Origin of the sequence: Sorangium sp. So ce1036 (assembly GCF_051369805.1) — a bacterium.
In the GTDB taxonomy this organism is placed as follows: Bacteria; Myxococcota_A; Polyangia; order Polyangiales; family Polyangiaceae; genus Sorangium; species Sorangium cellulosum_F.
This window is the reverse complement of the sequence record NZ_JBBMOX010000001.1, coordinates 5,381,547-5,399,244: the sequence shown is the minus strand read 5'-3', so window position 1 is coordinate 5,399,244 and position 17,698 is coordinate 5,381,547. Positions and strand designations below refer to the sequence as shown.

At 72.3% G+C, this 17,698-nt stretch carries 12 protein-coding genes; 5 read left to right on the top strand and 7 right to left on the bottom strand.

Features of this window, described 5'->3' with window-relative positions:
• Positions 1-8: 8 nt before the first annotated feature.
• Entirely contained in the window at positions 9-1,511 is a 1,503-nt protein-coding gene (locus tag WMF31_RS20415; protein WP_436603556.1) for an ATP-binding protein, read from the bottom strand.
• Positions 1,512-1,879: 368 nt separating this feature from the next.
• On the opposite strand from WMF31_RS20415, the gene WMF31_RS20410 reads away from it, so the two are divergent.
• The 3 genes from WMF31_RS20410 to WMF31_RS20400 all read left to right on the top strand — a co-directional run bounded on the left by WMF31_RS20410 (position 1,880) and on the right by WMF31_RS20400 (position 8,828).
• Positions 1,880-3,436: a methyltransferase domain-containing protein gene (locus tag WMF31_RS20410; RefSeq protein ID WP_436603555.1), complete on the top strand. Its 1,557-nt coding sequence runs from the start codon at positions 1,880-1,882 to the stop codon at positions 3,434-3,436.
• 148 nt (positions 3,437-3,584) lie between these two features.
• Complete coding sequence (locus WMF31_RS20405; RefSeq protein WP_436603554.1) at positions 3,585-4,574, top strand: hypothetical protein; 990 nt, start codon at positions 3,585-3,587, stop codon at positions 4,572-4,574.
• 105 nt (positions 4,575-4,679) lie between these two features.
• Positions 4,680-8,828 (top strand): MYXO-CTERM sorting domain-containing protein, encoded by a 4,149-nt coding sequence (locus tag WMF31_RS20400; protein ID WP_436603553.1) that lies wholly within the window; start codon positions 4,680-4,682, stop codon positions 8,826-8,828.
• 158 nt (positions 8,829-8,986) lie between these two features.
• Here the strand turns inward: WMF31_RS20400 and WMF31_RS20395 are convergent, their stop codons facing one another.
• The 3 genes from WMF31_RS20395 to WMF31_RS20385 form a co-directional block, all read right to left on the bottom strand.
• On the bottom strand, positions 8,987-9,235 hold the full coding sequence (locus tag WMF31_RS20395; protein WP_242516258.1) for a hypothetical protein: 249 nt from the start codon (positions 9,233-9,235) through the stop codon (positions 8,987-8,989).
• Between the two features lie 53 nt (positions 9,236-9,288).
• Positions 9,289-10,569 carry a hypothetical protein gene (locus WMF31_RS20390; protein ID WP_436603552.1) on the bottom strand — a complete coding sequence of 427 codons (1,281 nt, stop codon included), beginning with the start codon at positions 10,567-10,569 and terminating at the stop codon, positions 9,289-9,291.
• A 227-nt stretch (positions 10,570-10,796) separates the two neighbouring features.
• Positions 10,797-12,158 (bottom strand): hypothetical protein, encoded by a 1,362-nt coding sequence (locus WMF31_RS20385; protein WP_436603551.1) that lies wholly within the window; start codon positions 12,156-12,158, stop codon positions 10,797-10,799.
• A 391-nt stretch (positions 12,159-12,549) separates the two neighbouring features.
• Between WMF31_RS20385 and WMF31_RS20380 the strand changes: the two genes are divergently transcribed.
• Positions 12,550-14,499, top strand: coding sequence for a L,D-transpeptidase (locus WMF31_RS20380; RefSeq protein WP_436603550.1), 1,950 nt, complete (start codon positions 12,550-12,552; stop codon positions 14,497-14,499).
• 265 nt (positions 14,500-14,764) lie between these two features.
• Complete coding sequence (locus WMF31_RS20375) at positions 14,765-15,790, top strand: tetratricopeptide repeat protein (protein WP_436603549.1); 1,026 nt, start codon at positions 14,765-14,767, stop codon at positions 15,788-15,790.
• A gap of 90 nt (positions 15,791-15,880) precedes the next feature.
• On the opposite strand, the gene WMF31_RS20370 is transcribed toward WMF31_RS20375, so the two are convergent.
• The 3 genes from WMF31_RS20370 to WMF31_RS20360 are packed head-to-tail and all read right to left on the bottom strand — an operon-like array spanning position 15,881 to position 17,633.
• Complete coding sequence (locus tag WMF31_RS20370) at positions 15,881-16,339, bottom strand: ATP-binding protein (RefSeq protein WP_242516259.1); 459 nt, start codon at positions 16,337-16,339, stop codon at positions 15,881-15,883.
• A gap of 17 nt (positions 16,340-16,356) precedes the next feature.
• The gene (locus WMF31_RS20365) at positions 16,357-16,941 is read right to left on the bottom strand and encodes a SpoIIE family protein phosphatase (protein WP_129347881.1); all 585 of its coding nucleotides are present in this window, start codon (positions 16,939-16,941) and stop codon (positions 16,357-16,359) included.
• The gene (locus WMF31_RS20360) at positions 16,938-17,633 is read right to left on the bottom strand and encodes an anti-sigma regulatory factor (protein WP_436603548.1); all 696 of its coding nucleotides are present in this window, start codon (positions 17,631-17,633) and stop codon (positions 16,938-16,940) included. Before WMF31_RS20360 ends, WMF31_RS20365 begins: the two co-directional genes overlap by 4 nt.
• Positions 17,634-17,698: the final 65 nt, after the last annotated feature.

Genomic DNA, 17,698 nt, shown 5'->3' with positions numbered 1-17,698 from the left:
GGCCCCGCTCACCTCAGCGCCCTGCGGACGGCGCGCAGGAGCGACTCGGCCGTGAACGGCTTCGCGAGCACCGCGGCTCGAGGGGCGGCGGCGCGCGGATCGTCGAGCGCGTCGCCCGTGTAGCCCGACATGAGGAGCACCTTCATCTCCGGCCTGAGCTTCACGAGGCGCTCGGCGAGCTCCCTGCCGGACATCTCGGGCATCAGCACGTCGGTGAGCAGGAGGTCGACGCGGCCTCGCTGCTCCTCGCAGATGCGCACCGCCTCGCGCGGCCCGCGCGCCGTCAGCGTGGTGTAGCCGTGCTGCGCGAGGATCCGGCACGCGAGCGCGACCACCGCGTCCTCGTCGTCCGTGACCAGCACCGTCCCCCCCGCGCCGGGGCGCGGCGCGGCGCCGGCCGCGCGCCCGCGCCGCGAGGACGCCTGCCGCGCCGCGAGCGGCAGGTAGATCTCGACCCGCGTGCCCTCGCCGGGCCGCGACGCGAGCTCGATGTGGCCGCGCCACTGCTTGACGATCCCGTACACGGTCGCGAGCCCGAGGCCCGTCCCCTTCCCCCGCGGTTTCGTCGTGAAGAACGGCTCGAAGGCGCGCGTCCGCACGTCGTCGCTCATCCCGATCCCGGTGTCGCTCACGACGAGCCGCGCGTACCTGCCAGGCGGGATCGCCGGGTGCGCGTCGTGCACCCCCCCGGCGGCGCCGACGCGGACCGCGCGCGCCTCGATCGACAGCCTGCCGCCGCCCGGCATCGCGTCGCGCGCGTTCTGCGCGAGGCTCGTGACCACCTGCTCGAGCTGCCCTGCGTCCGAGAGCACCCGGCAGCCCACGGGGCCGAGCTCGATCGCGAGCTCGACCGCGTCGCCCATGGCAGCGCGGAGCGCGCCCTCCATCCCGCGCACGACGTCGCGGAGGTCGAGCACGACCGGCTGCGCGAGCCCCCTCCGGCTCACCGTGAGCAGCTGCCGCGTGAGCGAGGCCGCGCGCTGCGCGGCGCGCTGGATCTCGGCGAGATCCTTCTGCGCAGGGCTCTGCTCGTCGAGCTCCTCCATCACGAGGCTCGTGTAGTTCAGGATGATCGCGAGCAGGTTGTTGTAATCGTGGGCGATCCCGCCCGCGAGCCGCCCCACCGCCTCCATCTTCTGCGCCTGGCGGAGCTCCTCCGAGAGATCGCGCCGGCGGTCCTCGGTGCAGCGCGACGCGGAGAGGTCGACGATCGCGCCCACCACGAGCCGCGCCCCGCGCTCCTCGGTGACGGTCTCGGTCCTCAGCACCCGGGCGGCCGAGCCGTCCCGGCGCATGAGAACGCCCTCGATCCCGGAGGCGCCCGAGGGCCCCGCGCCCGCGCCGCCCGCGACGCACGGGAGCGTGAGCTCGCGGGCAGCGAGCGCCTCCTCGCGCGAGCCGTAACCGAGCAGACCGGCGAGCGCCTCGTTGCAATCGATGAGCTCGCCGTCGAGCGCGGCGACGTAGAGCCCCGCGGGCGAGCAGGCCGCGATCAGCGGGCTGTGCTCCACCGGGTCTCTCGAGGATCGTCCGCTGCTCATCGGCGCGCCGCCAGCGTGGGATCGTACAACGGAAGCGCGGATTTTCCTCTCTCGCAACGCCGTTCATGCCGGCACGAGCGCGGCCGTCGTGGGCGGGACGACCTGTCCCGCCGCCACGCCGCCACGCCGCCACGCCTTGCGGGAGCGGCGGCCTGCCGAGATTCCTCGTCGCGTCGCGCCGGCGCGCGTGCGCGCGGGCGAGGCGCGCGACGCCGACGAGCCCATCGTGACGTGACCGACCCGCCCGCGAGCTCGCGCGCGATGCTCCGCGACCCGAAGACCGAGGAGACGATCCTCGAGCTCAACGCCGCCAGGGGAAGCGTGCTAAGTAGCCGCGCGTGAACGCCGACCCCGGCAGCGCACGAGCGGACGGAGCCCTGCGAGGACCGCTCCCTCGCGAAGACGAGGACAGCCACGGCGGCCGCTCACCGGGCCGCGCCGCAGCCGCACGAGGAGGCGCCGCCGGGCGCAAGTACGTGGTCGAGGAGGTGAACCGGGCGCTCGTCGCCGCCGCGGGCCGGCCGCGCACGGTGCTCGACGTCGGCTGCGGGATCGGGCTCAACGGGGCGGCCATCAGGCGCACGGGCGCGCGCGTGACGGGGATCGAGATCGCGCCCGACGCGCTCGCGCGCGCCGGCGCGGCGCTCGACGAGGTCGTCGCCGCCGACATCACGAGCGACGATGCCGTGCGCGGCGCGCTCGGCGATCGGCGCTTCGACCTGCTCCTGTTCGCCGACGTCCTCGAGCACACGGCCGACCCGCTCGCCGTGCTCCGCCGCTTCCTGCCCCACCTCGAGGAGGACGGCCACGTCATCGTCTCGCTACCCAACGTCGCCGCCTGGCCGGTGCGCCTCGGCCTGCTCGCCGGCCGCTTCGACTACGCGCCGAGCGGCATCCTGGACGACGCGCACCTCCGCTTCTTCACCCGCGCGTCGGCGATCCGCCTCATCGAGCGCGCCGGGCTCGAGGTGCTCCGCGTCGCGCAGAACCCGATGATCGTCCGCGCCGCCAAGGAGCTCATCCTGCGCGGCCTCGGGTCGGGCGGAGACCCCACCGATCTCGCCCGCTCGCTCCCCTACAAGGCCTACCACGCGCTCGTCCGCCCGCTGGAGGACGTCGTTGCCGAGCGCGCGCCCGGCCTCCTCGCGTTCCAGAACGTGATCGTCGCGCGGAAGCCGCCGCGCCCCCGCCGCATGCGGCTCACCGTCGGCATGCTCACGATGGACGAAGAGGGAAGCATCGGCGCCATGATCGGCGAGATCAGGAAGGTCGCGCCCGACGCGGAGATCCTCTGCGTCGACAGCTCCACGCGGGACAGGACCCCCGAGATCGCGGCGCGGCTCGGGGCGCGCGTGCTCCGGCAGGTGCCGCCGCGCGGGCACGGCCCGGCCATGGAGCTGCTCATGTACAGCGCCGCCGCCCGGGGCGAGCTGCTCATCTACCTCGATTGCGACTTCACCTACCCCGCCGAGAACATCGCGGAGCTCCGGCGGCTCGTCGAGGAGGAGGGCGCCGACGTCGTGAACTGCGCCCGCACCCGCGCGAGGCCCGCGGCCATGCCCGTCCCGAACTACATCGCCAACCGCGCCTTTGCGGCCATGGCGCACGCGATGCACGGCATCCCCACCTGCGACGTCCACAGCGGCATGCGCGCCTACCGGTGCTCGGTGATCCGCGCCTTCGATTTCGATGGTGAGGGGGACGCGCTCCCCATCGACACGCTGCTCTTCCCCGCCAAGTGCGGTTATCGCGTGGTGGAGATGCCCATCGAGTACAACGAGCGCGTCGGCACGTCGAAGCTGCGCAAGCTGGCGGGTACGGTCTGGACGATGATTCGCCTTCTGCGCGCGCTCCCCGTGGGCGCTCGGCTCGGCGACCGCTACGAGCGCCGCTGAGCGTCCGCCGGGCGGCGCGCGGCCGGACGCGACCGGGCGAACCGAACATGATGCATTGACGACGCGGCGCGGTGTCGCCCCTCCCGCGTGTTCAATGCATCGCCGTCGCCTATACTCGGTTGTCCGTTCAACTCCCGAGGAGGCCCCGATGCGGTTTGCGAATGGTGTTTACGTACTAGGTGTGTCCGCGCTGACGAGCGCCGCCGTGGTCGCCGGCTGCGGAGGCGACGACGGCGGCGCGACGAGCTCGAGCTCGCCCGGATCCAGCGGTGGGCAGGGCGAGAACTGCGATCTGCACGACGCCGTGTGCACGGCCGTCGCCTCGGACTGCATTGCCGTCCACGACAATCAGGGCGCGACCCGGTTCGGGCTGCGCATGGCGCAGCTCACGATCACGAAGCCCGACGTGCTCGCGACCGGGTTCGTCGCCAACCTCGTCGCCGAGGGCTTAACGATGAAGTTGCCCCAGTGTTATCTGAATGGCACAGGGACCTTCTCCTGGTTGCTCGAGTTCGACACGATGACCGGCAAGCTGCGCACCGGCGGCGCCTTGCCCGCGGATGACCCGCGCCAGGGCTATTGCTTCGCCAACATGACCGTCGGCGAGTTCGAGATCGCGCCCACGGAGATCGACGCCCCCTTGACCGACGGGGCGTGGACCGGTGAGGTCGAGAGCCTCAACGTCCCGATCTTCCTGGATGCGGGCTCGGCGCCGATCATCCTGCCGCTGCACCAGGTGAAGCTCTCCGACGCGGCGGTGTCGGCCGACAACAACTGCATCGGACGCCGCAACGACGCGCTGGACCCGCAGAACCTGTGCCTCCCCGACGAGGAACACCCCGCGTTCATCAACGGCGGGAAGCTCGCCGCCTTCATCACGCTGGAGGAGGTCGACAAGGTGATCGTCCCCGACGTCAACCAGAGCCTCTGTGTCGTGCTCTCGGGCAATATCGGAGAATACGGTAGCGGTGAGACGCCCAATACCTGCAAGCGGGACGAGAACGGCCAGATCGTGCTGAAGGGCGACTGGTGCAGCGCGACAAATTCGGCTGCGACGGCCGAATGCGCAGACGCCTTTGCGCTCGGCGGCGAATACGCCGCGAGCGCGGTGAAGATCACGGGTCTCTGTCCGCAGTAGCGCTTGCGGGCGGCTCTCCGGACAGCGTACGATCTGCCGTGGCGTTGCGACGCCCGCTCGTCGCGGGCCCTGCGCTGCGGGTCGTGCTCCTCGGGAGGGTCCCTTATGCCCCGCGTCATCAAGCATCTCGCCGCCGTCGCGGTTCTCCTCGTCATCGCCGGGTGCGCCGCTTCGGGCGGCGGGTGCGCCGGCTGTGGAATGACCCCTTTGCCCGCGGGCTTCAAGCCCGCGGATCGCATCGAGAACGCAGGCGCGGCCCGGCTCACGCGGTCGGGCATCGAGTTCCTGGAGCAGAACCTGGGAGTCCTCGGGCGCGCGCTGCTCGGCGGCGGGGACGGGGGGATCGTCACCTTCTCTATCCCGAGATCGCCGGGCTCCGTGCTCGGCGGGCTCATCGATTACGTCATCTGTCCCGACGGCGCCGATCCGGGGGCGACCCCCCCGGCGTGCGTGGCCGAGATCGACGTGGCGCGCGCAGCGCTGCAGATCGATCCCACGGCGCCGCACCACCTGCGCATCCGGGGGCCGCTCCCGGTCCGGCTGCAGCGCCTGCCCATCTTCCTGGACGGCGGCCTCCTGGGTGAGAGCACCCAGTACGCCACCGTCAATGGCAACGACGCGTGCCCGCCCGAGGAGCAGACCTTCACGAACATCGACGTCGAGGTCGATCTCTCGATCGAGATCGACGTGAACCCGCAGCACGCGCGGCAGGGCTACTCGCGCGTCAAGGTCGTCCGGCTATCCATCGACGAGGATCGGCTCGCGTCGAGCCTTCACCTCCACTGCGGCGGCAGCTGGGTGGGCGATGCCTTGGACTTCGTGAAGCCGATCCTCACCACCGTCATCGGCTCCATGTCCAGCACGCTGAAGGCCCAGCTCGACCAGCAGCTCTGCCAGAAGGCCGATCCGACCCAGGACCCGGCCTGCCCTGACGGCACCAACGACATCGGGGGCGTCTGCCGCTACGGCACGCAGTCGAGCGACGAGTGCGCCTCGATCCTGCTCGGCGTCGAGGGGCACCTCGATCTGGGCCGGCTGCTCGCGAGCATCTCCCCCGGCACGACGGGCGGCTTCAACCTCCTGCTCGCGGGCGGCGGCGCGAGCACGCGAGATGACGGCTCCGATCTCGCCTTTGGCGATCTCAACCCCGTGGACGGCGGGCTCACCCTCGGCCTCTACGGCGGCGTCGAGCCGCTGCCGACGTCGGGGTGCGTGCCGCTCTCCGACATGCCGTTGCCGACGAGCATCCCGATTCCTGATGAGCTCGTCGCCAACACCGCCCCAGGCTGGCCTGGCGACCTCCCCGGCCCCCACATCGGCATCGCGATCTCCGAGCGATTCGCGAATTACGCCTTGAACGGCGTTTACAGCAGCGGCTTGCTCTGTCTCGGGGTCTCCACGGATACGGTGCCGCTGCTCAACTCGGGCACGCTGGGCCTCCTGGCCGGGTCCGTGAGAGACCTCACGCTCCAGCGCGAGTCGCAGCAGATCGCGCTCGTCATCCGTCCACAGGAGCCGCCCCGGGTGACGTTCGGCAACGGCACGAGCGCCAGCGACGATCCGCTGATCCGCGTCCAGCTCGATCGGGCGAGCTTCGATTTCTATGTCTGGTCGCTCGATCGGTTCACCCGGTTCATGACGGCGACGTTCGATCTCGACGTGCCCATGAACCTCGCGGTCACGCCCGAGGGGCTCACGCCCGTCATCGAGACGATCCGGGTCGCGAACGGCCGGGTGACGAACAACGGGCTGCTGCGGGAGAGCCCGGAGTCCATCGCGGAGGCGCTGGGCGCCCTCCTCAGCGGTCAGGTCGGCCAGCTCATCGGGAGCGGGCTGCCCTCGATCGACCTCGACGGGCCGCTGTCGGGGCTCGGGCTCTCGCTGATCCTCCCCGAGTCGGCGTCGGGCGCGGGCTCCCCTGGCCTGCGGAAGCTCACCAAGGGGCAGGACAATTACCTCGGCATCTTCGCCGCCTTCGACGTGACGGCGCAGCAGCGGTCGCCGCGGAGCGAGACGCAGGCGGAGCTGAGCCACAAGGAGGTGCAGGCCGAGGGGCTCCGGCTCTCGACCATGACCCGCGACAACGGGCCGACGGCGCGGCTCGTGATGAGCTCGCCGCTCGACGACGGCACCCGGATCATCGAGTACTCGTATCGCATCGACAGCGGCGCGTGGCGCCCGTTCACGCGCCAGCGCATCGTCGACCTGCGCGACGACTGGCTGCGGCTCCCGGGGCGCCACGTGATCTCGGCGCGGTCGCGCATCGCGGGCGCTCCCCTGTCGCTCGATCCCACGCCGGCGACCGTGGAGATGGTGGTCGACGTCGATCCGCCGATCATCGCGATCGGCGCCGAGGTGGACGGCCGGGTGCCGCTCGAGGTGCGCGACCGGGTGTCGGACGCGGAGCGCGCGAAGGTGCGCGTGCGGCTCGACGGCGGGGCGTGGTCGCCCTGGGCGACGGCGGCGGAGATGACGGCGGTCGAGGTCGGCGACGCCGTCGACATCGAGGTCGAGGCGGTGGACGAGGAAGGCAACCTGGGCACGGCGCGGCAGGCGATCCTCCGCGGGCGGGTCCCGATCGATCCGTCGGCCGGCTGCGGCTGCGCCGTGGCCGGCGGTCCGAGCGACGGCCCGTCGAGCGGCCTCTGGCTCGGCCTCGCTGCGGTCGCGGCCGCCGTGCGGCTGGCACGGCGCAGGGGCGTCCAGGGCGAGCGCGGCGGCGTCCAGGGCGCCCCCCCTCCCCGCGCGCTCGGCCGATGGGGGCGGGGCGCCCTGGCCGGCGCCGCCGTGATCGCGCTCTTCGGCGCGCACGCGGGCTGCTCGTGCGGCGACGAGCCGACGACCGTGGAGGCGGGGTGCGTCGCGCCCGATTGCACGACCCTGGAGCACGGGCTCATCGGCGCCTACACGTCGGCCGCGGTCGCCGCCGACAAGCGCACCGTGTGGGTCGCGGGCTACGCGGAGGCCGACTGGCGCAACGCGTTCCAGTGGGGCGATCTCGTGGTCGGCACGTGGGACGGCGCGTCGGTCGCATGGGAGGCGATCGACGGGGTGCCCGCGGAGCCCGCCGTGGACGCGACCCGGTTCGACGTGGAGGGGTTCCGCGGGGGCCAGACCGAGCCCGGCGACGACGTCGGCCTCTGGACTTCGATCGCGATCGGCCCGGACGGCGAGCCCGCGGTGGCCTACTACGACCGGACGAACCGCGGGCTCAAGTTCGCGCAGCGGCAGGGCGACGCCTGGGTGGTGAGCTCGGTGCAGCGGGCGCCGAACAGCGACATCGGCCGCTATGCGAAGCTCCTGTTCGTGAACGGCGTGCCTGTCATCGCCTACCTGGCGATCGAGCCGGGCGACGACGGCGCGGTCACGTCGAGCGTCCGGCTCGCGACCGGAGAGAGCGCCACGCCCGAGGAGGGCGCGTGGCGGTTCGAGGACGTGGCGAAGGACGAGGCGACGCCGTGTCGCGCGTTCCTTTGCGGCGCGGGGGCGCGGTGCATCCGGACGACGGGGCGGTGCACCGAGCCCCTCGCCAGCGGCGACTGCCAGCCGGGCTGCGGCTCCGGGCAGGCGTGCATCGACGAGGGCGGCTCCCCGGTGTGCGCGGCGATCTCCGACGGGAGCCGGCTCGACACCTACCCCGAGGCGATCGGCGACTACATCACGATGGCGCCGGACGGCTCGGGCGGGTTCGGCCTCGCGTTCTACGATCGCGTCCGCGGCAACGTGATGATCGCGGCCAGGTCGATGGGGCAATGGGAGACCCGGGTCGTGGACGGGGCGACGCCGGACGGGACGGACACCGGCGACGTCGGCATCGGGACGTCGCTGTTCATCGATCGCGCGGGAGACTGGCACCTCGCCTATGCGGACGGCCTCTCGGAGGGGTTGCGCTACGCGCGGGTGAAGGGCGGCACCGAGGTGGTGCCGTCCGAGGTGGTGGACGATGGGCTCGGGATCGACGGAGTCCCCTTCGAGGACGGGCAGCACCTCGTCGGCGACGACGCGAACGTGGTCGTCACGGCGGCCGGAGAGGTGCGCATCAGCTACCAGGACGCGACGAGCGGGACGCTGCGGCTCGCGATCGGGGCGAAGAGCGGCGACGGCCACAGCTGGCGCGTGCGGGAGATCGAGCAGGAGGGGTTCGCGGGCGCGTTCTCGCGGATCCTCGAGGTGGACGGGCGGATCCTGATCGCGAACTGGTGGCGCGTCGGCGGGCGGACCGCGGAAGGAGACGTGGCGATCGTCGAGCCCTAGCGCGCTGTCCCCCGAGCCGTTCCCTGGTCTCGTGAGGAGGGAAGAGGTTGAACCGCAGAGGCGCAGTGGGCGCAGAGGAGAGAGAAAAAGACCTTTGTGTCCTCTGCGGTTCCTTTATCTCGTGGATCCAGGGTCGAACCTGGGGGACGAGCGCGCCCTCAGGCGCTCAGGGACGCAGGGTGGATCTCCGCCGTCGCCGGGCCGCTCACGCGCGCGCGCTCCACGGCCACGATCTCCAGCAGCTCTTGCCGGGTCACCTGGCCGCTGTCGAGCAGCGCGCGCATGTAGCCGTCCATGTATCCCTGCGTGCGCGAGAGGCGAGGAGCGCTCTCCCCGCGCTCCCGCGCAGCCAGCATCTCGTTCAACATCCGCCTGAGCCCCGCCACCGTCTCGGTCTTCGAGCGCATCGCCATCACCTCGCCCGATCGGCCTAGCGGAGAGGGCGCGCTCAGGCCAAGTTTCAGGCGCGAGGCAGCCTGCCCAGCGCGAGGTCCGCGGCCGCGCGGTCGATCCCGGCGAGCGCGACGGACGGCCCCTTCCGCGGGACGAGGACCACACGGCAGCGGCCCCGGGTCGCCGTCTCGAGGTGGGACAGCCCGAAGTCGAGCGCCGCGCCGACGGCGAAGACGAGCGCGCCCATGCCGAGCAGCTCCGGCGAGCCCGCCCGCGCACCGTCGACGAGCAGCGACACGCCGAGATACGTCCCCAGCCCCAGCGCGACGAGCCCCGCGTAGAGGCCGAGCCGCGGGTAACGCACCTCGCGCGTGGCCCGGAGGAGCGCCTCGACCGGGATGTACGTCTCCTGCTCCCGCAGCGCCCGGCCAAACAGCTCGGTCCGGCTCCGGACGATCACGCCCCTCGGGCTGATCTCCAGCGCGGCCGGCCGGCGGTACCGCAGCAGGCCCCGCCCCGCGAGCCGGACGAGGTGGATCACGAGCAGGATCCCCGTCGCCGCCAGCAGCACGAGCTGCACCGGCCCGCGCGGCGGCGGCGCGAGCTCGCCGGCGAGCCGCGCCGGATCCCCGGCGTCGCGATCCGCGCCGCCGGCCGCCCACGGCGCGCCGCCGCTCGCCCCCGCGCCCTCGCCGCCGCCGGCCGCGGCGCCCGGCGCGCGGCTCGGCCGCCTGCCGGGCGACACCGCGTCGCGGAGCAGCGAGCGCACGATGGGATCGCGCACCTCGTCGACCAGCGCCGCGGCCTCGGCGCGCGCGTCCGGCGACGTGCTCCCGCGCAGCGCCGCCGCCGCGAGGATCGCGCCCGCGCGCCCGAGCTCCGGCAGCGCGCCCTGGTCGGCGCGCCGCACGAGCGCGGCGATCGCGCGCCAGAGCCCCGCGGCGCGCTCGCCCAGCGCGGCGTCCAGCGCGATCAGCGCGTCGACGGACGTGTAGGTCGAGAGCCAGACGAGCGCCTCGGCCACGCGCCCCTCCGCCTCCGGCCCCTCGGGCGGCGAGAGCGCGACCCCGCGCGCGAGGAGCGTGGCCAGGAGCACGCGGGTCGCGCTCCCCGCGCCCTCGCTGGTCCCGCGCTCGAGCGCGCGGATGACGTTCCCGAACCGGGTCTCGGCGTCGGCGGCCGACAGCCCCGCCCGGTCCACGAGCTCCGCGATGCCGGCGGCGAGCGTCGTCCGCCGCTCGTCCGCGGCGGCGAACGCCGCCGTGTGGACGACCCGCGCGAGGTCGTCGCCGTGGGGGTGTCCGGCAAGCTCATCGAGCACGGCGTGCGGAGAGTGATCGGGCGTCATCGGCGCGGGCAGGTCGGATAACTGAACGCCGCCCCTTTGGCTAGTGTTCCGCGCGGGCAGGCGCCTTGTGGCAGGGCGCTCTGGAGGCTCACCTCCAGGGCTTGCGTCCCGGCGAGCCCATTTTTGTGGCTCGCCTGCACCTCGGCCCCTCCGGTGAGCTCCCAGAGCGCCCTGCCACAAGGCGCCGCAGGGTCCACCGCCCGTGCGGCCGCGCCCACACCGTTCCGCTACTTCCGTTGCGCTGCGCTCTGGTCCCGCAGCGCCTGCTCCACGAAGCCCATGATCAGCTTGAGCTGCCTGTTCGTGACGTGGAGCCTCGCCCAGATGACCTTCCCGTCGGCGTTGAAGGTGACCTCATCCAGCGCCTCGATCCTGGTGAACCCCAGATCGAGGGTCCGGATCGCATTCAAGGTTTGCGTGAGCTCTCGCGCGTGATCCCGCGCTTCTTCTGGGGATCCGTCGCCCGCCGTGAGCGCCAGATCCGCACCGCCATCCCGGGTCGGCGTGACCGTGAGCCGCATCCACGCGAGGCTGCGCGGCAGCGCGTACACCCCGCGGAAGGCGTTCGCCGGCGTGAGCAGGGAGATCACGATGCCAGCCTGCGATGATTTGTTGAAGGATTTCATTGCCTTCAACTTCGACAGCTGATCTTCTTCATCAGCAGGAAGGACGACGAGCAACCGCCTGTCCGGCACCATCGCGAAGAGGCGCGGGTTGCGATCCGCGGTGGCCCGGGCGGCGGGGACGGGGGCGTCCTCGATCCACGACCCGTTCGTCCGCTCCACGAGGACGTCGATCGCGGCGCGCATGACCTCGGTGGGAGCCCGATGGTCCATCACGGCGACGACCTTGCTGGAGTCGCGGAGCTGCGGCCCGGCGATGAGGAGGTGGTCGATGTCCCGGATCGGGTCGACGCTGGTGTCCCTGAAGAAGGACTGCCACTGGGGGATGCTCGTCAGGATCCGGCCGAACCACTCGCCGAGCGCGTGGCTGCGCAGCCGGTCGCCGGCGATGAGCACCTGCACGTTGGGGTCCTTCGACGCGAGCTTGCCCGGCGCCCCTGCGACGCTCAGCGGATCGCGCAGCTTCGGCTGGTCGTCGCCGTCGCCCGCGCCCCCCTTCCCGGACGCGTCCGGTCCCGCATCGCCCGGCGGCTTGCGGCCCGCGTCCGGGGCGCCCGCGTCCGGAGCCTTGGCCGCGGCGCTCGCCGACGGCGCGGGAGGAGGCGCAGCCGGCGGCGGTGTCGTGGGCGCCTGGGCGCCGGCTCCGGATGGCACCTCGGCTCCGTTCGCGGACGGCGCTGCCGCGACCGCGCTGGGATCGTCCGCGAGCAGGTCGAGATCGATCGGAACGATCGTCTCGCCCGCGTCGTAGTCGGCCAGCTCACCTTGCAGCGAAAACATCGCGTCGAGCCACGCGAACAGCGGGGTCGGGAGCAGGGGCAGGTGCAGGAGCAACGCGACGGCCAGCGCGGTCGCCAGCGCGCGCTGTGACGCGGCGCGAAGAAACGGGAGGGGCCCGGGGGGGCGATCCATGCGCCGAGGCGCCGTCGTGTTGTTCAAGCCACGCCACGGAGTCCGTTCCGCCACGGCGGTACCCTAGCAGCAGCCGTCCGAACGGCATCCATGCTGCAAAGTCGGCCATCCGCGTCACACGGCGCGGCGCCGCGGCGTGGCACGACCTTCGCTCAGGGGAAGGCGAAAAGCGAAAGGCGGAAGGCGAAAGGCGGAAGGCGGATGCCGGCAGGCGGAGCGCCGATGGCCGGCCGCCGATCGCCAATGGCGACCGGGATGTGGGCACGGCGGACAGCGCCTGCGACGCCACCCACCGCCGCGAACCGCCGAGACCGCGCCCCGCAGAGAAGTGGATCGACACATGAGCGACCAGGTACTAAGACCGCCGGGCCGACCCGACCCTACGGGCGGCTCAAGAGACCGCGAGGAGCCGGCACGCCGGTCCTCGCCCAACGCTGTGGATGCGATGAACCGCTCTCAGGCGCCCCGCCCTTCCGGGCAGAAGGACCTCGCACGATCGCCATCGCACAGGAGCGGCAACGTCCGCACCGGCGATGCGCGGAAGCTGCAACCTGCGCCGGGCGCCGGCCGCTCCGAGGGCGATGCCCGGCGCGCGTCGTTCGCCTCCAGCGCGCTCGGGTTCATCGCCGCGGCCACCTTCGCGGGCACCGCGGCGTGGGCGAGCGGCTGCCAGGGCGAGGCGCCGCCCGGCCCGTCGACCGAGGGCGAGCCGCCCGCGCGGACGTCCCTGCCCCGCCCGACGCCGACGTCCTCCGCGCGCGTGACCGCGTCCGCCGAGCCCGCTCCGAGCGCCGCGCCGTCCGCGGAGCCGGAGCCGGAGCCGCCCGCTCCCGAGGAGCCGTACACGGGGCCGCTGCTCGGCGCGATCACGCCGGTGGCGAACGTCTACGCGAAGATGGAGTTCTCCAAGGAGCGGCTCGGCTACATCCGCCTCGGCGGCAAGGTCCCGGTCGATCCGACCCCGATCAAGGGCGGGAGCTGCGCCAAGGGCTGGTACCGCCTCCTCGACGGCGGCTACGTCTGCGGGCGATCGGGCACGACCGACATGAAGCACCCGCACGTCCGCCTCGGCATCACGCCCCCGAGCCTCGACGACGTGCTGCCTTACAAGTACGCGTTCAACACGACGCACGGCACGCCGCTCTACCGCTCCGTCCCCTCGAAGGACGAGATGGCGCGCTACGAGCCGTACCTCGAGTCCTCGAAGCGCAAGAAGAAGGAAGAGGAGAAGCGGCGCGCCGAGGAGTTCTACGAGCAGGCCGAGAAGGAGGTCGCCGCCGCGGCCGCCGCGCGCCCCGCGGCGAGCGCCGAGGGCGCCGCGAGCGCCTCTGCGGTCACCGGCGAGGCCCCCGCCTCGGCGGTGGCCGCGGTCGCCGGGGAGGCGGCGGCGGCGGAGGACAAGGCGGCGGCCGTCGCCGCGGCGGCGTCGCTCGGCATCCTCGATCCGGCGCCGGTCGAGGAGGAGCCCGAGAAGCCCTGGTGGGAGAACGTCGACGAGAAGGGCAAGCCGATCAACGTCACGCTCGCCGATCTCGACAAGGACGCCGACTCGACGATCGCGAAGCGGATGGTGAAGGGCTTCTTCGTCGCGGTCGACAGGACCTTCGGCTGGAACGGTCGCAGCTGGTACAAGACGACCGCGGGCCTGGTCGCGCCGAGCGACCGCATGTACATCATCAAGCCGCCCACCTCGCAGGGCATCGACTTCCCCGAGGGCGCGGAGTCGGTCGGCTTCATCCTCAAGAAGTCGGCGAGCAAGTACCAGTTCGACGCCGACATGAAGTCGGTCTCCGTCGTCGCCGGCAAGCTCGAGCGCTTCGCGGCGTTCGGCCTCACGGGCGAGGTGCACAAGCACAAGGGCACCAACTACCGGAAGACCATCGAGGGCTGGTGGATGAAGGGCACCGACGGGACCTACACCGCACTCGGCGCGCCGCCGCCGGACCTCGCGCCGGGCGAGAAGTGGATCGACATCAACCTGTCGCGCAAGACGCTGGTCGCCGTCGAGGGCGACAGGCCCGTCTACGCGGCGCTCATCTCTCCGGGGCGGCGCTCGAAGAACAAGAAGAAGGATCACCCGACGCTCACCGGCGTGTTCCGTATCCGCGAGAAGCACATCGCGACCACGATGGACGGCGACGGGACGGTTGCGGGCGATCTGCCGTACAGCATCGAGGACGTGCCGTACGTCGCGTATTACGACGGCTCGTACGCGGTCCACGGCGCCTTCTGGCACTCGGACTTCGGCCGCGAGAGGAGCCACGGCTGCGTGAACCTCTCGCCGCTCGACGCGAAGAAGCTCTTCTTCTGGAGCGAGCCCAAGCTGCCCCGCGGCTGGCACGGGGTCTGGGCGACGAGCGAGAACCGCGGCACGCTCATCTCCATCCACGAGTGAGCGACCGCGCCGTCGCGCTCCCACCACCAGCGAGCGACCGCGCCGTCGCGCTCCCACCACCAGCGAGCGATCTCTCCATCGCGCATCCCACGAGCGAGCGAGCCCTCCCTCACCCGGGCGCGCCGGCGGGCGAGCGCCTGCCCTGACCCGCCGGCGGGATCGCGGGATTTCCGGGGTCGGACGGGACTGGAACAGCCTGGCCGATCGCTTTGAGGGGGCTCCCTCTTGACTCGGGGGCCCCCTTCGCACACTTGTTGGAGCCGCCATGGACCAGTTCTCGGCGCATCTCGATCGCGGGTGGGATCTCGTCCAGCGCGGGGATACGCGCGGAGCGGAGGCGTCGGCCCGGCGGGCGCTCGAGCTCGATCCAAACTCGCCGGAGGCCCACAACCTGCTCGGCTTCGTCGCCGCCCTCGAGGGCGAGGGCGAGGAGGCCATCGAGGCCTATCGCCAGGCCATCGCCCTCGACGACACGTACCTGGAGGCGATGCTCAACGCCGCGGAGGTGTACATCCACCCGCTCGGCGACTACGACCAGGCGATCGAGATGTGCGACCAGGCGCTCGACCTGGCCGAGGTCGACGAGGAGATCATCGACGCGCTCCTCCTCAAGTTCGACGCGCTCCTCGGCAAGGGCGACCTCGACGAGGCCGCCCAGGTCGCCGCCAGGATCCCCGAGGGCCCCTACGACAACCCGAACCACACCTTCCTGGTGGGTCGCGCCTTCTATGAGATCGGCCAGGCCGACAAGGCGGCGGCGCTCATCGAGGAGGCCGCGCAGAAGGATCCGCGGCACGCCGAGGCCCACTACTACCTCGGGCTCATCCGCGATGAGCGGGGCGACGTCCGGGGGGCGACCCAGGCCTTTCTGCGCTCGCGCGAGCTCGATGTGGAGCTCGGCATGCCCCCCTGGGCGCCGAGCCGGGACGGCTTCATGGCGCTGGCCCAGAAGACGATCGCCGCGCTCAACCCCGTGCTGCGGCGCTACGTCGACGGCGCGGAGCTCTACATCTCCGACGTGCCAGGGATGGAGCTCGTGGCCGAGGGCGTCGACCCCCGCGCGCTGGTCCTCCTGGACGGCCTCAACGCCGATGAGCGCGAGCGGGGCCTGCGCGGCAGCGCCGAGGCCCACCCGTGCTCGCGGGTGTTCGTCTACGCGTTGAACGTCGCGCGCCTCGCGGGGAGCATCGAGGCGCTCGACCGCGAGATCAACCTCGCGCTCGAGCGCGAGATCACCGCGACGTTTCTCGAGGCCGAGCAGAACGAGCGGACCGAGAAAGAGCTGAACTAGCAGCCCGTTCGCCCCGTGACCCCGCGCCGCGCGCACGCGCGGGGCTCGCCGGCGGCGCGGGGTCACGGCGCGCGCCGCGCGACCGGACGCCTACTTCCACTTGATGGCGATGATCTCGGTGCTGATGCCGGGCGACGAGCGGATGACGACGGAGCTCATCAGCCGGTGCACGGCGCCGAGCCCGAGCCCGAGCCCCTGACCGGGCATCCTCGGCACGAGCCGGGCGCCGGACGACGAGGACGGGCTACGATCGCTCTTCGGCCCAACCTCTTCCAGCATCGCCAGCTTCGGGTCCAGGCCCGGGCCCGAGTCGCGCACGATCACCTCGACGCCCCACCGGCCGCCCCCTGCCTGCTGGTCCTCGCGGATCGCGCGGATGTTGATGCTGCCACCCCCGCCGTGGCGCACGGCGTTGGACACGAGCTCGGCGATCGCGATCGCGAGCTCGTGCTGCGCGCGCTCCGAGAGCCCCGCCCAGCGCGCGATGTGCGCGCCCTCCGCGGCGCAGGCGAAGCGGTCCTCCTCGCGCGTGACGGGGATGCTGAACACGGGCGGGATCCTCTGCGTCACGCCGGGGTCCTGTCGCGGAGCATGGCGACGACGCACGTCGCGTCGTCGAACGACTTCTTGTGGGTCTCGACGATCTTGCGCGCCATCTGCTCCGGATCGAGATCGCGGAAGGCCGCGAGATCGAAGCCGCTGGCGACGCCGTCCGAGTGCAGCAAGACGACGTCGCCAGGCGACATGGGGAAGCGAAAGCTCCGGAGCCGACGCACGCGCCGCCCGAGGATCCCGGCGGAGCAGAAGATCGGCATGGCCGTCCGCGAGATCGCCTTCATCGCGATGTTGCCGACGCCGGAGAACTCGAGCTCGCCCGCGCTCTCGTCGATGCGCAAGAGCGCCGCCGCGGCGCCGCGCGTCGACGCGATGTGCTCGCCGGCCCCGAGCAGGAGCTCCTCGAGCGGCATCGACGCGTGCTCCTCCACATAACGACAGAAGGCGGACGCCGCCTGCGCCGCGTGAGGCCCGTGCCCGAGCCCGTCCGCGAGGCCGATGAGCACCCAGGGAGGCTGTCGGACCACCACCGCCTCGTCGCCGGCGATCTCCTCGCCGGCGGCGATGCAGCAGGCCGTCCCGATCGCGACCGTCATCCGAGATACTTCCTGACCGTGACGGTCGTCCCCGCGCCGGGGGCGGTCTTGACGTCGAACGCGTCCATCAGCGCCTTCGTGCCACGGAGCCCCGCGCCCATGCCGTGGCGCGAGCGGTACTTGCCGCTCAGGATCTCCTGCAGGTTCGAGATCCCGGGACCGTGGTCCTGCGCGACGATCTCGATCGCGCGCATCGGCGAGGTGAGCGACCGGACGATGACCTGCCCGTTGCCGGCGTACCGGACGATGTTGCGCCCGAGCTCGGAGATCGCCGTGACGATCTTCGTCTGCAGGACATCGCTGACGAGGTGCTCGATGCAGAGCTCGCGGCCCGCAGACCGCGCGCGCAGCACGTCCTCCTCGTTGCGCACCTCGATGGTGATCTCGCGCGGCGCAGGCGCCGCGTGATCGAGCTCGCCGAGCTCGGTGATGCACCGATCGAGCTGCGCCTGGTCGCGGACGAACAGCTTCACCCCGCGCTTGACCTCGACGAGCAACCGCCGGAGATCGCCCTCGCGCGCGTAGAGCGGATCGACCCTCGCCTGACGAATGCCGCAGTCGATCACGCTCTTCCTCACCGCGGGCGAGAGGAACTGCGCCAGCACCGTCTCGATCTGATCGGTGATCGACCGACCGACGAGCTGCGGTGTGGGCGACAGAGCGCCTCGCGCCGACGACGGAGAACCCGGCATGCGCGTCGAGAGCGGTCCGGGGGACCGGCTCGACGGCGGCCCCGTGGCGCCGCCGCTGGAGGGCG